The 15304-nt window shown below is 72.2% G+C and carries 13 protein-coding genes; 8 read left to right on the forward strand and 5 right to left on the reverse strand.

Annotation, left to right across the window (positions count from 1 at the left end; genetic code table 11):
• Nucleotides 1–132: 132 nt before the first annotated feature.
• Nucleotides 133–1122 (forward strand): LLM class flavin-dependent oxidoreductase, encoded by a 990-nt coding sequence (locus Pta02_RS18360; protein WP_203876080.1) that lies wholly within the window; start codon nt 133–135, stop codon nt 1120–1122.
• 60 nt (nt 1123–1182) lie between these two features.
• Here Pta02_RS18360 and Pta02_RS18365 read toward each other — a convergent pair whose 3' ends face one another.
• Both Pta02_RS18365 and Pta02_RS18370 read right to left on the reverse strand, forming a co-directional pair.
• Nucleotides 1183–1698 (reverse strand): DUF8820 family protein, encoded by a 516-nt coding sequence (locus tag Pta02_RS18365; protein ID WP_239130866.1) that lies wholly within the window; start codon nt 1696–1698, stop codon nt 1183–1185.
• Between the two features lie 10 nt (nt 1699–1708).
• Complete coding sequence (locus Pta02_RS18370; protein ID WP_203876081.1) at nt 1709–2791, reverse strand: DUF6745 domain-containing protein; 1083 nt, start codon at nt 2789–2791, stop codon at nt 1709–1711.
• Nucleotides 2792–2942: 151 nt separating this feature from the next.
• Between Pta02_RS18370 and Pta02_RS18375 the strand changes: the two genes are divergently transcribed.
• Together Pta02_RS18375 and Pta02_RS18380 are read left to right on the forward strand one after the other, a co-directional pair.
• Complete coding sequence (locus Pta02_RS18375) at nt 2943–3431, forward strand: MarR family winged helix-turn-helix transcriptional regulator (RefSeq protein ID WP_203876082.1); 489 nt, start codon at nt 2943–2945, stop codon at nt 3429–3431.
• 73 nt (nt 3432–3504) lie between these two features.
• Nucleotides 3505–4935, forward strand: a complete 1431-nt coding sequence (locus tag Pta02_RS18380; protein WP_203876083.1) for an MFS transporter — start codon at nt 3505–3507, stop codon at nt 4933–4935.
• Nucleotides 4936–4938: 3 nt separating this feature from the next.
• On the opposite strand, the gene Pta02_RS18385 is transcribed toward Pta02_RS18380, so the two are convergent.
• Nucleotides 4939–5853 (reverse strand): LysR family transcriptional regulator, encoded by a 915-nt coding sequence (locus tag Pta02_RS18385; RefSeq protein ID WP_203876084.1) that lies wholly within the window; start codon nt 5851–5853, stop codon nt 4939–4941.
• An 88-nt stretch (nt 5854–5941) separates the two neighbouring features.
• Between Pta02_RS18385 and Pta02_RS18390 the strand changes: the two genes are divergently transcribed.
• Complete coding sequence (locus Pta02_RS18390; protein WP_203876085.1) at nt 5942–6865, forward strand: zinc-binding dehydrogenase; 924 nt, start codon at nt 5942–5944, stop codon at nt 6863–6865.
• 111 nt (nt 6866–6976) lie between these two features.
• Here the strand turns inward: Pta02_RS18390 and Pta02_RS18395 are convergent, their stop codons facing one another.
• Complete coding sequence (locus tag Pta02_RS18395; protein WP_203876086.1) at nt 6977–7549, reverse strand: dihydrofolate reductase family protein; 573 nt, start codon at nt 7547–7549, stop codon at nt 6977–6979.
• Between the two features lie 136 nt (nt 7550–7685).
• Between Pta02_RS18395 and Pta02_RS18400 the strand changes: the two genes are divergently transcribed.
• From Pta02_RS18400 to Pta02_RS18410, 3 genes are all read left to right on the forward strand, one after another.
• A complete protein-coding gene (locus Pta02_RS18400) occupies nt 7686–8648 on the forward strand; it encodes an NAD(P)-dependent alcohol dehydrogenase (protein ID WP_203876087.1) in 963 nt (320 codons plus the stop codon).
• 123 nt (nt 8649–8771) lie between these two features.
• A complete protein-coding gene (locus Pta02_RS18405; RefSeq protein ID WP_203876088.1) occupies nt 8772–9668 on the forward strand; it encodes a hypothetical protein in 897 nt (298 codons plus the stop codon).
• Nucleotides 9669–9789: 121 nt separating this feature from the next.
• Nucleotides 9790–11838, forward strand: a complete 2049-nt coding sequence (locus Pta02_RS18410; protein ID WP_203876089.1) for a cellulose binding domain-containing protein — start codon at nt 9790–9792, stop codon at nt 11836–11838.
• A gap of 83 nt (nt 11839–11921) precedes the next feature.
• On the opposite strand, the gene Pta02_RS18415 is transcribed toward Pta02_RS18410, so the two are convergent.
• A complete protein-coding gene (locus Pta02_RS18415) occupies nt 11922–14717 on the reverse strand; it encodes an AfsR/SARP family transcriptional regulator (RefSeq protein ID WP_203876090.1) in 2796 nt (931 codons plus the stop codon).
• 119 nt (nt 14718–14836) lie between these two features.
• Between Pta02_RS18415 and Pta02_RS18420 the strand changes: the two genes are divergently transcribed.
• Nucleotides 14837–15289 carry a carboxymuconolactone decarboxylase family protein gene (locus Pta02_RS18420; protein WP_203876091.1) on the forward strand — a complete coding sequence of 151 codons (453 nt, stop codon included), beginning with the start codon at nt 14837–14839 and terminating at the stop codon, nt 15287–15289.
• The last annotated feature ends 15 nt before the right edge of the window (nt 15290–15304 follow it).

The following is a 15304-nucleotide window of genomic DNA, read 5'->3' on the forward strand; positions in this document are numbered from 1 at the left end:
CACGATCACGGCTGTTGCACCGCCTGTACCGAGGCCGCGGCCCACGGCCGGGACGCGGGCCCCTCTCCCGGCCGGAGTCCTCCCGGCCGAAGCTCCCTCGACGAAGGCTTTCCCGGCGAAAGGCGTGTTCCCATGGCTCTTCCCCTCTCCATCCTCGACCTGGCCCACATCGGTGAGGGAGAGACGGTGCGAGACAGCCTGAACGCCAGCGTGACGCTGGCCCGGCGGGCCGAGGAGTGGGGTTACCGGCGGATCTGGTACGCCGAGCACCACAACATGCCGACCATCGCGTCCTCGGCCACCAGCGTGCTCATCGCGCACGTGGCCGCGCACACGCGCACGATCCGCCTGGGCGCCGGGGGCGTCATGCTCCCCAACCACTCGCCGCTGACCATCGCCGAGCAGTTCGGCACCCTGGAGTCGCTGCACCCGGGACGCATCGACCTCGGGCTCGGCCGGGCGCCGGGCAGCGACCAGAAGACCATGCGCGCCCTGCGCCGCACGCCGTCCTCCGCCGACGGGTTCCCCCAGGACGTCCTGGAGCTGCAGGGATACCTGACCGGCCAGTCCCGCATCCCGGGCGTCGACGCGACGCCGGGCAAGGGCACCGACGTGCCGCTGTACATCCTGGGCTCCTCGCTGTTCGGCGCCCAGCTCGCCGCCGCGCTCGGGCTCCCGTACGCCTTCGCCTCCCACTTCGCCCCGAACGCGCTGGAGGAGGCCGTCGCCCTCTACCGGCGCGAGTTCAAGCCGTCCGCGCAGCTGGAGCGCCCGTACGTCATCGCCGGCGTCAACGTCATCGCGGCGGACACCACGCAGGAGGCGCAGGAGCAGTTCCTGTCCGCCAAGCGCAAGCGGGTGGCGCTGTTCCTCGGCCGGGACCGGACGTTCACCCCGGAGGAGGCGGACATGATCCTCGAATCCCCCGCCGGGCAGCAGATCGTGCAGATGACCAAGTACTCCGCCGTCGGCACCGCGGCCGAGGTCGAGGACCACCTCGGCCGTTTCGCCGCGCACGCCCAGGCCGACGAGCTGATCGTCGTCTCCGCGGCCCCGGACAGGAAGGCGTGGCTGCGCTCCTTCGAACTGCTCGCGGAGGTCCACGGCCTGGTCCCGGCGTAGGGTCCCGCCTGACACTCCGGCGCGGGGAGCGTCAGGCGGAGAGCCGGAAGGCTCCGGTGATCAGTCGGCGACGAAGCGGGTCCGGCGCCATCCATGCTCGCCGTGCTCCCGCTGCCGCCGGACCGCGTAGGCGCCCGGCGCGCATCCCGTGGCGCCGTGCTCGGGATGCAGCAGGTAGGCCACGGCCGAGGTCTCGAACAGGCCGATCGCCAGTCCTTCGGCGTCCATCACCTCGGTCGTCCAGCGGCACGTGCCCGGGTCGGCGACGAGCGTGTGCGGGTTGCCCCCGGCCTCGCCGCGCAGGAGCTCGACCCCCTGGGGAGGCACCTCCGTCCAGCGCGCCCAGGGCCGGGGCCGTACGGAGAGCCCGAGGACGGAGAGCGGGATGACGATGAGGTCGCCCTGGGCCTGGAGCCCGTCGACGACGGGGATGCTCACCGACTGTTCGAGGTGGTCGAGTACGGCGAGACCGGTCTGCCGCGAGAGCGAGGCGAGCGTCACGGTCCGGACGGCCGGCGCGGCCTGAGCGGTCGGAGCAGTCTGGGCGGTCGGTACGGAAGTCGTCGTCACAGTCATGGAGATCACCTCAGGTTCGGCGGACGAGAAGGGAGTACTGCTCGGCGGACAGCCCGTAGGTCCAGCCGGCGGCGGCGATCGGGTCGTCGAGGAAGTCCGGCACGACCAGTCCGTACCGGCGGCGGCGCCCGTCGCGTTCGAGGGAGCCGTTGACCGCCAGGAGGACCCGGCTTCCCCGCCGCATGGCGAACAGCCGTAGTTCGGACCCGGGATTGCCGGGGTCGGGGGCGGAGGCGATCGGGCGCAACCCGGCCCCCTCGATGTAGGCCTCCCAGCCGATGCGCTCGATCGCGCACCGCCTGACCTCGACGTTGGCCTCCTGCTCGATCCGCCGGACGCCCGGATCCGTGATCACCCAGGCGGGCACGCGGGTGCCGTGCCAGGCGTGCACGTCCCACCCGTCCGCGTACCGCACGGCCGGGCCGTCCGCGCAGTGCAGCCGCACCTCGCCGTCGTCGCCCCCCGGCTCCGTGCGCACCTCCACGGGCCGCTCGGACACGACGCACACCTCCTCGCCGGGCCACCACCAGCCGCACGAGCGGGCCACCGTGGCCCACGCCTCGAACCGCCGGGTCTGCTCCGGGGTGAAGACCACGCCGGCCGCCCGGCGCAGGGCGTCGTAGTGGGCGATCCACGAGACGCACTGCGTGCCGTACCAGGTGTTCGCCGGGTGGTCCCGCGGATGGTGCGCCGACCACAGCGCCATGCGGAGCGACCTGTCGGCGGATCGCGAGAGCGGGCCGCGGACCCGCCGGCGGATCATCTGGTCCATCGGCTGGTGGACCCATCTGACCCGGGCGTCGAGCTCGCGGCACAGCTCTCTCATCGCGGAGGTGAGGAGCGGCGGCAGGGGCCATCCGGACAGGTTCTCGACGGCGTCCGACGGCCGTGGCCGCGTCCCCGGCGGGGCGGTCACCAGGGCCGCCGCGGGTGAGGAGACCCAGTGGAAACGGGGTGGAGCCTGCCCGATCAGGCGGTACAGCTCCGAGATGGCGGCCTGTGCGGCCGGACGGTCGGCGGGCAGCGCCGACAGCGCCAGGCCCAGCCATTCTTCGCGGATTGCGGCAGCTTCCCGCTGCACCAGAGCGCTCACCGGATGAGGGTGGCGTCGTCCTTTCCAACGATCATGCTCACCATCGTGACAGACGCCCGCGGCGGATGTCCATCACATATGTCCCGCTCCGCCCGGCGCGATCCCTTGCGGATAATCCGGAACGGGACCGTCTGCTACGTACGCTAGAGGGATGACCGCCATGGCACCCACCCGCACCGAGACGGACCTGTCGTTCCTGCTGGACCACACCGGCCACGTCCTGAGAACCCGGATGGCGGCGGCGCTCGCCGAGATCGGGCTGACGCCGCGCATGCACTGCGTGCTGGTCCACGCCCTGGAGGAGGAGCGCACGCAGATCCAGCTGGCCGAGCTCGGCGACATGGACAAGACCACGATGGTCGTCACCGTCGACGCCCTGGAGGAGGCCGGCCTCGCCGAGCGCCGCCCGTCCGGCACGGACCGGCGGGCCCGGATCATCGCGGTCACCGGCAAGGGCGCGGAGGTCGCCAAGCGGAGCCAGGAGATCGTCGACGGCGTGCACAGGGACGCCCTGTGCTCGCTGCCCGACGACGAGCGCGAGGTGCTCGTGCGCGCCCTGAACCGCCTGGTGACGGGGCACCTGGCGACCCCGGCCGAGGTTCCGCAGCCGGTACGGCGGGCACGGCAGCGCACAAAGTAGGACCGAAAGATATCGTCTCTAACAAAACTATCTGCTACGGTCACTCCTGTTCCCTTCCGGACAGGAGGCCGTCATGTCGCGTACCACCCCCTCTCCCCAGCAGACCCCCGCCAGGCCCCGATCGCGGTGGCCGGCACTGATCGTGCTGTCGGCCGCGATGCTGATGACGATCCTGGACGGCAGCATCGTGACCGTGGCGATGCCCGCCATCCAGCAGGATCTGGGCTTCTCGCCCGCCGGGCTCAGCTGGACCGTCAACGCCTACCTGATCGCCTTCGGCGGACTGCTGCTGCTGGCCGGTCGCCTGGGCGACCTCATCGGCCGCAAGGTCATGTTCCTGGCGGGGAACGCGGTCTTCACCGCCGCGTCGCTGCTGGCCGGACTGGCCGACGGGCCCGGCCTGCTGATCGCCGCCCGGTTCGGCCAGGGCGTCGGCAGCGCCATGGCCTCCGCCGTGGTCCTGGGCATCCTGGTGACGTTGTTCACCGCGCCCGCGGAGCGGGCGAAGGCGATCGGCGTCTTCAGCTTCACCGGCGCCGCCGGGGCCTCGATCGGCCAGGTCCTGGGCGGGATCCTCACCGACGCGTTCAGCTGGAACTGGATCTTCTTCATCAACCTGCCGATCGGGCTGGTCACCGTCGTGCTGGCGGTACGGGCGCTGCCGGACGACCGCGGGATCGGGTTCGCCGCCGGAGCCGACGTCATCGGCGCCGTGCTGGTCACCGCCGGGCTGATGCTGGGCATCTACACCGTGGTCAAGATCGAGGAGTACGGCTGGCTCGCCGCGCGCACCCTCGGCCTCGGCGCCGCCTCGCTCGCCCTGCTGGCCGCCTTCTTCGTCCGCCAGGCGACCGCCGCGACCCCGCTGATGCCCCTGCGCATCCTCCGCTCGCGCAACGTCGCGGGTGCCAACCTGGTCCAGATGCTGACGCTGTCGGCCATGTTCGCCTTCCAGATCATCGTCGCGCTCTACATGCAGAAGGTCCTCGGCTACGGTGCGCTCGCGACCGGCCTGGCGATGCTCCCCGCGGCGGTGTCCATCGGCGGGGTGTCCCTGTTCGTCTCGGCCCGGCTCAGCACCCGGTTCGGCGAGCGGGCCGTCCTGACGGCCGGCCTGGTGCTCCTGCTCGGGGCGATGGGCTGGCTCGTCCGCGTCCCGGTGGACGCGGACTACGTCCCCGACCTGCTCCCGGTGATGCTGCTCATCGCGGGCGGCGGGCTGGTGCTCCCGTCGCTGACCTCACTGGGCATGTCCGGCGCCCGGGCCGACGACGCCGGCCTGGCCTCCGGGCTGTTCAACACCACCCAGCAGATCGGCATGGCCGTCGGCGTCGCGGTGCTGTCCACGCTCGCCGCCTCGCGCACCCGGGAGCTGCTGGCGGCCGGGGACGGCGAGGCCTCCGCGCTGACCGGCGGCTATCACCTGGCCTTCGGCACCTCCGCCGCCCTGCTCGCCGCCGCCCTCCTCGTCACGCTGACCGTTCTGCGCCGGCCCCGGCCGTGAGGGTCAGGGCAGCCAGTCGCGGCGGGGGTCGTACTCCATCCACCGGTTCCGCCGGCCCTCCTCGACGACGGCGGCCAGCAGGGGGTCGAGGAGATGACCGGTCTCCTCCCGCCGCCACAGGAGCGACCACGCGTACAGGGGCGTCGGCTCCAGCAGGGGGATCGAACGGATCCCCGGGATCTCGGGAAGAGCGCTGTCGGCGGGGAACAGGGAGAAAAAGGTGGGATCCGCCACGATCCGGGCCGCGAAGTGGTCCAGTCCCAGGTTGGGACCGCCGGCGTGCCCGGCGACGCCGAAGCGGTCGGCGAAGCGGCGCAGGAAGTCGAGGCGGTCCAGCGGCCCGGGGGTCCACAGCACGCTGCCGCGCAGCTGGTCCGGTCTCAGGTACGGCTCCGCCGCCAGCGGATGGCCGGCGCTGACCACCGCGTCGACCGGCTCCAGCCGTACCAGGCGGTGGGTGAGGCCGTCGTCCAGGGGCGGGTGGACCCGGCCGAAACCGGCGTCGATCTCGTGGTGCAGGAGCGCGGCCGACACCGACGGCAGGTCGCGCCCGTGCCCCAGCTCCAGTTCGAGCCGCTCGTCACGGGCCGCCACCTGGGCGAGCGTGCGCATCGGCGCGTAGAGGTGTCCCCAGACGTCCACCCGCAGGGGCCGCCGTACCTCGGTGACCGCCGCGGCGGCCAGCTCGCCCGCGGCCAGCGCCCGCCGGGCGGGGTCGAGGAAACGCCCGCCGGGCCCGGTGAGGCGTACCCCCTGACCACCGCGGTCGAACAGGCGGGCGCCGAGCCGGGTCTCCAGCGCGGCGATCCGCTTGGACAGGGCCTGCTGGGAGATCGACAACCGCTCGGCCGCCCTGCCGAAGTGCAGTTCCTCCGCCGCGAGCACGAACGCACGCACCTGCGCGAGGTCGAGATCCACGGCCTCACCTTAGATGACAACCACCGGTTGTCGGCCACTCGCGCCGGTTGTTGGCCGCCGCAGGGGCCGGGTGGCTTTCATGGTCGTCATGAAGAGATTGATCGCCACGGGCGAGCCCTCCAGCCCCGTCGAGCTCGCCGAAGACACCCAGCCCGTTCCCGCCGCCGACGAGGCCCTGATCAGGGTCGAGGCGTTCTCGGTCAACAGGGGCGAGACGTTCCTGCTGGAGAACCCCGACCCCGGGCTGCGCCCCGGCAAGGACGTCGCCGGCCTGGTCGTGCAGGCCGCCGCCGACGGCACCGGTCCCGCCGTCGGCACGCGCGTCGTCGGCCACCCGCCCGCCGGGGGCTGGGCCGAGTACGCCGCCGTGCCGACCCACTCGCTGGCCGTCCTGCCGGACTCGGTCGGCGCCGTCGAGGCCGCCGCGCTCCCGCTCGCCGGCATCACGGCACTGCGCCTGCTGCGTACGGCGGGCGCGGTGACGGGCGCCCGCCTGCTGCTCACCGGCGCCTCCGGCGGGGTCGGTCACTACCTCACCGAGCTCGCCGCCAACGCCGGGGCGGAGGTCACCGCGGTGACGGCCTCGCCGGAGCGCGGGCGGCGGCTGACCGAGCTGGGCGCCGCGCACGTCGTGCACGACCTCGCCGACGCGCGGGGGACCTTCGACCTGGTGCTGGAGTCCACCGGCGGCCCCGCCCTGCCGGCCGCGCTCGCCCGGCTGCGCCCCGGCGGCACCCTCCTCTGGTACGGCCAGGCCAGCCGTACCCCGGTCACCCTGAACTTCTTCGACCTGTTCGACGGCCCCGAGGGCGCGAGCATCAGGCACTTCCACTACGCCGGCGACCCCTACGGTCCCGACCTGGAGACCCTGGTCCGGCTCGTGGACACCGGACGGCTCCGGCCAGAGGTGGGCCGGGTCGCCGACTGGGCCGACAGCGCGTCGGTCCTGGTCGACCTGCGGGACCGGCGCATCAGGGGAAAGGCCGTGCTCACGATCGGAGGAGCGCGGTAGAGGGCACCGCACGCCACCGGACCGGGCCCACCGGCGGGGCCGGATACACGGTGGACGTCACGGTGATCACCGGTGCGGTCGCCGTCGTGATCGGGGCTCCGGCCGAGTACCTCACGCCGGCCGTACTGGAGGGCTGACCCCCTCCGGCCGGTACTCCAGCAGGACGAGACGCGAGTCGAGCACCCTCGTCCCGGCCAGCTCCAGGCCGGTCCGGGGGTGGCCCGCGAAGGCGGGTTCCCGCCCGTCGCCGCCCAGTGTGAGGGGGAAGACCATCAGCCGGAGCCGGTCGACCAGCCCCAGCTCCAGCAGGCCCCGCACCAGCATGAGGCTGCCGATCGAGCGCAGCGGTACCTCCGACTCCCACTTGAGCGCCCCGATCCCCTCGGCGAGGTCACCGTGGATGAGCCGCGTGTTCTTCCAGGAGAGCGGCTCTCGCAGGGTGTTGGAGAAGACGGCCTTCGGGAGGTCGTTCATCCGGGCGCTCGCCTCGTCGACGGCCGAGGACGAGATCTCCGCCAGTGCCTCATAGGTGACGCGCCCCATGACCAGGATCTGGGGCGCCTCGCTCTCCCGGCGCACCCACGCGTCGAGGTCCGCGCCCGGACAGTCGAAGAAGGCGCCGGTGTCCACCCCGGCGGCGAAGCCGTCGAGCGTCACGAACAGGTCTGCAGTCAGATCGGCCACGGTCGACTCCATCCGGTTCCGGGAGGGGTCCCAGTCTCTCAGCTTCTCTACAGCTCTCTCAGCCTCTCCACAGCTCGTATGAACGATTCTTGGTCGTACCGGTCTTTTCCGTACAGCCATGACAGGAAGTGGGCGCATGAGAGCAGCCGTCTACACCCGGTTCGGCCCTCCCGAGGTCCTCACCCTGCACCAGGTGCCCAAGCCGGAACCCCGGGAGGGCGAGGTGCTCATCCGCGTGCGGGCGATGACGGTCACCTCGGCGGAGTGCGCCATGCGCCGCGGCGAGCCGCTGTGGGGCAGGGTCGTCCTCGGGATCCTCCGCCCACGGGCCAGGATGCGCAGGCTGGGCACCGAGCTGGCCGGGGAGGTCGAGGAGGTGGGCGCCGGGGTCACCCGGTTCCGGCCCGGTGACGAGGTCTTCGGGTTCACCGGGTTCCGGCTCGGCGCCAACGCCGAGTACGTGTGCCTGCCGCAGCGGGCCTCGCTGGCGCCCAAGCCGGTGAACACCGGCTTCGAGGAGGCCGCCGCCGCGGTGGACGGCGCCTCGACGGCGCTGTACTTCCTCCGCAAGGCCGGGGCCCGCGACGGCCGGAAGATCCTGGTGTACGGCGCGTCCGGCAGCATCGGCACCTACGCCGTGCAACTCGCCAAACACTTCGGAGCGCACGTCACGGCGGTGTGCGGCCCCCGGAACACCGCCCTGGTCACCGAGCTGGGGGCCGACGAGGTGATCGACTACACCGAGGAGGACTACAGCCGGAGCGGCGCGGCCTACGACATCGTCTTCGACACCCTGGGCAAGACCTCGTTCTCGCGGGCCAGAGCCGTACTGACGCCCACGGGCCGGTACGTGGCCACCACGGGGCTGCACAACACCTTCCTGTCGCTGGGGACGTCGCTGTCGCGCGGCAGGAAGGTGGTGACGGGGATGTCGGTGGACAAGAACGACGCCCTGGTCTTCGTCAAGGAGCTCATCGAGGCGGGGAAGCTGCGGATCGTCATCGACCGGCGCTATCCCTTCGAGCGGCTGGCCGAGGCGCACCGCTATGTCGAGACCGGCCACAAGAGCGGCAACGTTGTGATCACCCTCGCTCCCTGACCGGCCCACGGCCCCGGAGGAACGCCCATACCATCCCAGGGGAGCTTCTCCTTTCCGCCGGATACCGTGCAAGAATTTCCACAGACGAGCTGAACGGCACGCGAGGACAAGGACGGATCCCCTATGAGGCGATGGGTTGTCCCGGCGGTCGCCGTACTGCTCGCGTCCGTACCGGTCACCGCGAGTCCCGCCGCCGCGAGCACCGCCGTCGTGCGGGCGGGCGCCCCCGATCCGGTGCGGGCGGTCGATCGGCAGTCGCGCGACGAGCGCGGCGTCCGGATCTCCGAGACCAGCCGCTATTTCTTCGGTGAGAAGTCGAAGGTCTCCGGGAGCGGGACCAGGATCAGCGGTGACCTCCAGCTGTCCCCGTCGGGTCCGGTGGCGGCGAAGTTCACCTGGTGGAACCTGTCCCGGCCGAAGGGCGGGGGACTCCCGTCCGAGAAGTCGGAGCCCTACCGGGTGATCCGCGTCGGCAAGAACGTGTACGACTCCAGGAACACCTATCCGGGACCGGTTCCCGAGGGCAGGAAGTGGATCCGGTTCCCGAACGATCACCGGGGGGCCGCGGCCCGGGACATGGCGCAGGACGCCAGCCTGCAGCCGATCGACCTGTACGACCCGGCCACGATGAAGGCCGTGCTGAAGTGCTCGACGAGCACGCCCGTCTCCGGCGGTTTCCTCTACCGGGGCACCATCGGTTACCGCGAGCTGAGCAAGGTGTCCAAGGGGACCTTCCTCAGCTGGACCTCGGGCCGGCCCGTCACCGCCAAGAGCAAGGGGAAGGTCTCCTGGCGGCTCTGGACCGACCGCCGCGGCCTGCCCACCCGCCTGGTCACCACCGACACCGTGGGAACGGGCAAGGATCCGCTGGTCAAGCGGAGCGACACGCGTTACACCCGCTGGGGGTCCCGCCTCGTCGTCACCGCCCCGCCCGCCGACGAGGTCATCGGCGAGGCCGCGCTGCGGGAGTACGTCCGCAGGCAGAACGAGCCCATCCCGGAAGACTCCGGGAACACCTGAGCGCCCCTGCGGCGTGAAAGTTTCATCACCGGTTGACCGGATGCGGGGCGGACATCCATGATCATGGTGCCTCGGTCAGGGGGCGTCGAGTGAATGCCGCTACCCGTTGCGAGGTACGCCGATGCCGAGATCTCTGTTACGGGCCGCGTCCGCCGTTCTGCTGACGCTGGCCGCCCTGAACGTCCCCGCCGCGCACGCCGATGACACCGGTGACGCCGCCCCGGTCGCCGTGACCGTCAACGCCCGTGCCGCGCTCGCCCCCGTCCCCGAGACCGGCATCGGTACCAACCATGCGATCTGGGACAGCAACCTGGGCACCGACGCGACCGCGGACCTGCTCAAGGACGCGGGCATGAAGCTGCTGCGCTATCCCGGCGGCTCCTACTCCGACATCTACCACTGGGCCGACCACACCGCTCCCGGCGGCTACGTGGCGCCCGACACCGACTTCGAGACGTTCATGCGCGGCGTACGACGCATCGGGGCGCAGCCGATGGTGACCGCCAACTACGGCACCGGCACCGCGCAGGAGGCCGCGGCCTGGGTACGGCACGCCAACGTCACCAAGGGCTACGGCGTCAAGTACTGGGAGATCGGCAACGAGAACTACGGCAACGGCCACTACGGCACCGCCTGGGAGGCGGACGACCACGCCGACAAGAGCCCGGCCGAGTACGCGCGCCACGTCGTGGCCTACTCCGACGCGATGAAGGCCGTCGACCCGACCATCGAGATCGGCGCGGTGCTGACCACCCCGGCCAACTGGCCCGACGCGCTGGTCGGCGACGGCGACGCCGGCAGCTGGAACGAGGTCGTCCTGTCCACCGCCGGGCAGAAGATCGACTTCGTGATCCTGCACTGGTACCCCGGCGCCCTGGACAAAACCGCGCAGATCCCCGACATGATCCACCTCGTTCGCCGGCAGATCGCCGAGCACGCCGGGGCCGGCTCCGAGCGGATCGGCATCGCGATGACCGAGTTCAACACCGGCAGCAGCAGCAACGGCACCAACACCCAGCCCGGCGCGCTGGCCGCCGCCGACGCCTACGCGACGCTGCTGGCCAACGGGGTGTTCACCGTCGACTGGTGGAACGTCCACAACGGCATCGGCAACGTCACCCAGGTCGAGGGGCACACCGACTACGGCGACTTCGGCCTGCTGTCGAGCGGGACGTGCACCTCCGACGGCAGCGTCTGCGAACCGGCGCTGAACACGCCCTTCGCGCCGTACTACGCGATCCAGATGGTGAGCAGGTTCGCCCGCCCCGGCGACCGGTTCATCCGGGCCGCGAGCGACCAGGCGAAGGTCGCCGCGCACGCCGTACGCCGCGCCGACGGCGGGCTGGCCGTCCTGATGATCAACACCTCGTCCGACACCTCCTACCCCGTCGAGATCGACTACTCCGGCTTCAGCCCGGCGTCCGGGGCTCCCACGGTGCTGACCCACACCAACGGCGCCACGGGCATCACCAGTGCGACCGCGGGCAGCGCGACCGGCCAGACGCTGCCGCCCCTGTCGCTGACCGCGGTCATCCTGCGTCCCGCCTCCGCCCAGCCGGGCCTGCCGGGTGCGCCGGGGCAGCCGGCGGCCTCGGACGTGACGGACGGGACCGCCACGATCTCCTGGCCCGCCGCCCCCGCCGGTGCGCGCCCGATCGTGAAGTACGAGGTCTACCGTCAGAACGGAGCCGTCAGCGAGCAGATCGGCGAGACCGACGGCACCTCGCTCACCGCCGCCAACCTGCGGCCGGGCACGCGCTACACGGTCAACGTGATCGCTCGGGACAGCGGCGGCGGCGTCTCCCCGCCCTCCGCGCCGCTGACGTTCACGACCGGCACGCCCGCCTCCGGTTCCTGCTCGGTACGGCTGACCAAACAGACCGACTGGGCCAGCGGCTACGTCGGCGCCGTCGAGATCACCAACCACGGCGCGCCGGTCAACGGCTGGACCCTGACCTTCAGCTGGCCCACGACCTGGCAGAGCCTGGGCAGCGGCTGGAGCGCCGTCTGGACGCAGAACGGGCGGGAGGTCAAGGTCGTCAACGAGCCCGGCAACGGCTCGCTGCCCACCGGCGCGACGGCCACGATCGGATTCGTCGGCAACTACAGCGGACCGAACGTGCTGCCCTCCGTCTTCACCCTCAACGGAACCGTCTGCATGACCCGGTGACAGCGGCCCGGGGCCGGACGGACCGGCCCCGGGCCGACTCGGACTCGGGCCGCCTCGGGCTCGGGCCGCCTCGGACTCGGGCGTCAGGTGCTTTCGAGGAGGGCGCGCACCTCGTCGGTCTCGGGGACACCGAGCTCCTCGTAGAGCCGCAGGGCCGCGCGTCCGTGCTCGCGCGCCCGGTCGTCGTGTGCGAGGCTCAGGTGGGCCCTGGCCAGGCCGTCGTGCGCGCGGGCCTGCTCGGGCCGGTTGCGGGCCGTACCGGCGAGGGCGAGCGCCGCGGTGTGCTCGTCGACCGCCCGCGCCGGATCGCCCAGCGACAGGACCGCCTCGCCCAGCCCGTTGAAGGCCGCGGCCTCGTCGCTGCCGTTGCCCATGGCCCGGTAGAGCCTCCCGGCCTCGCGATGGCGGGCCATCGCCTCCTCGGCCCTGCCCTGGTGCCGCAGGGCCACGCCGATGTGGTTGAGGACGCGCGCCTCGCCCAGCGTGTTGCCCTCCTTGCGGTGCAGGGCCAGGGCCAGGTCCAGATGGCGGCGGGCCTCCTCGTGGCGGCCCGTCTGGACCAGGATCATGCCGAGGTCGGCGAGCACGAACCCCTCCCGGGACCAGTCGCCGGCGATCCGGGTGAGGTCGAGCGCCTGCTTGAGGTACTGCTCGGCCCTGGCGCTCTCGCGGCGGCGCCAGGCCACGTTGCCGAGGGCGTTGAGCGCGAGCGACCTCTCATACGCGTCATCGCAGGCCTCGAGCGCCTGGTGGGCGAGGTCCTCGGACCGCTCGTAGTCGCCGCGCCGCCAGTGGGTCCAGGAGAGGTCGGCGAGCGCCCGGCCCGGCGGCATGGCGCGCTCCCCGAGCGCGCGGCTGCGCTGCAGCGCGATGGAGTGCAGGGTCAGGGCGTCGTCGTGGTGGGCCTGGCGGTCGAGGTAGGGGCTCAGCGCCACGGCGAGGTGGCTGATGCACACGTTGGGCCCGTGGACCACGGTCGCGATGATGTTGGAGCGCTCGGCGTCGAGCCAGCCGATGGCCTCGGCCGCCCCGCCGACGGGCTCCACGGGCGTGATCTGGGGCGGCATGTTCGGCCGGTCGGGGACGCTGTGGGGGAACAGCTGCTTGACCGCCGAGCGGGACCGGTGCAGATAGTGCAGCAGCAGGCGCATGAGCGCGGGGTCGTCCTCGGCGAGGGAGCGGGCGTGCTCGCGCAGCAGGTCGTGCAGGGTGTAACGGCCCGGCTCGCGCTGCAGGAGCATGTGCGCGTCCAGGAGGTTCTCCAGCAGATCCTCGGCCTCGAACACCGAGACGTCGGCCAGGGCCGCCGCGGCGTGCGGCTCGATGTCCTGGCCGGGCGCCAGCCCGAGCAGCCGGAACATCCGCTGCTCCGCCGTACTGAGCTGCTCGTACGAGACCGTGAACGCCGCCGCGACGCTCCGCTCGGAGGTCGCCAGTTCGGCGAGCCGCCGCCGCTCGTCGTGCAGGCGTCCGGCCAGGTAGGACACCGTCCACCGGGGCCGGTGCTGCAGGCGCGCCGCGGAGATCCGGATGGCCAGCGGAAGGTATCCGCACAACTCCAGCACCTGGCGTACGGCCTCCGGCTCACCGGCGGCCCGCTCGCCCACGATGCTCCCGAAGAGCGCGACGGCGTCCTCGGACGGCAGCACCTCCACCGACAGCGCGTGCGCGCCGTCCAGGCCGATCAGCCGCCGCCGGCTGGTGATCAGCAGGAGGCTGTCGGAGACGCCGGGGAGCAGCGGGCGCACGTGCTCGTCGTCGGCCACGTTGTCGAGGACGACGACCACGCGGCGCTGCGCCAGCTCCGCGCGCCACAGGGCGCTCCGCTCGGCCTCCGCCGTCGGGACGTCGGTCAGGCCGAGCTGCCGCAGCAGGGCCTCGAGCGCGGCGGAGGCCGGGAGCGGATCCTGACCCGCGGTGTGCGCCCGCATGTCGATGAAGAGCTGGCCGTCCGGGAAACGGCCGGCCAGGCGGTGGGCGGCGCGGACCGCGAGCGTGGTCTTGCCGATGCCGGCCATGCCGTCGATCGTCACGATCGTGCTCATGTGCTCCGCGACGAGCCGGTCCAGTTCGGTGGTACGGCCGGCGAAGTCGGGGATGTCGTAGGGCAGGAAGTTCGACCGGGCCTTCTCCCTGACCTCGGTCTCGGCCTCGGTCTCGGGCTTGACCTGGAGCGCGGGGGCGTCGGCCAGGACCGCCCGCTCCAGCTCGGCGAAGGCGTGGCCGGGGTCGAGGCCCTGCTCCTCGGCGAGAGCCGTACGGTACGACCGGGCCGCGGCCAGGGCGTCGGCCTGCCGCCCGGAGCGGTGCAGGGCCAGGACGAGCTGGCCGACGAGGCGCTCCCGCAGCGGGTTGGCCGCCACGTGGCCGGCCAGCTCGTCGAGCACCCGGGCGTGGCGACCCGCCTCGAGCTCGGCCTCCATGAGGCGCTCGACCGCCGTCAGCCGCCGGTCGTCCAGCAGCGCGCGGGAGCCCTGCGCGTAACCGGCCTGCACGTCGGCCAGCGCGTCGCCGTTCCACAGCTCCAGCGCGTCCCGGAACCGTCCCTCCGCGACCAGGTCGGCGAAGTCCTGCACGTCGAGCTGGCCGGGCTCGGGGAGCGCGACGTAGCCGCCCGGCCGGGTCTGGAGGATGTGGTCGGCGCCGACGCCGCGCAGCGCCCTGCGGAGGGCGGTGATCGCGGCGTGGATCTGCGACCGGGCGGTGTCGGGCTGGTCGTAGCCCCAGACGGCGTCGATCAGCTTCTCCATGCTGATCACCCGTCCGGCGTTGAGCAGCAGGTAGGCGAGCACCGCGCGATGCCGCGGAGCGATGCCTTGCACCGCACCGCCGTCGGCGGTCACCTGCACCGGGCCCAAGAGCGTGAAGCGTGTCCCCACGTATCGCCTTCCATCGTCGACGCATCGCGAATGTATCAACCCGGACAGACATCCTCATTCTCGTCAGCACAACGGCACCGCCGAGACCGGCACGACGACACCGCTGAGGAGCGAGAACGATGCAAGCACGGATGAAGAACCCCGCCACGGTCATTCCGGCCACGATGCAGCCGATCCAGGGGCTGATGCAGGCCGTCCAGTCGCAGAACGTCCCCGAGGAGCTCCTGGACCTGGTGCACCTGCGGGTCAGCCAGATCAACGGCTGCAGCTTCTGCGTGGACGGCGGCCTGAAGAAGCTCAGGAAGCTGGGCGTGAGCGACGAGCGGATCGGCCTGGTGTCCGCCTGGCGCGAGGCGCCGTACTACACCGACGCCGAGCGCGCCGCCCTGCAGCTGGCCGAGGCCGCCACCCGGCTGGCCGACCGCGCCGACGCGGTGCCCGACGAGATCTGGGACGCGGCCACCGACCACTTCGACGAGCAGGAACTGGCCACGATCCTCCTGATGATCGCCGTGACCAACCTTTTCAACCGCCTCAACGCCCCCATCCGGCAGACCGCCGGCACCTGGTGAAGGAATCGGTCTCCC

This window comes from Paraplanobispora takensis (genome assembly GCF_016863195.1).
GTDB classification, from domain to species: domain Bacteria; phylum Actinomycetota; class Actinomycetes; order Streptosporangiales; family Streptosporangiaceae; genus Planobispora; species Planobispora takensis.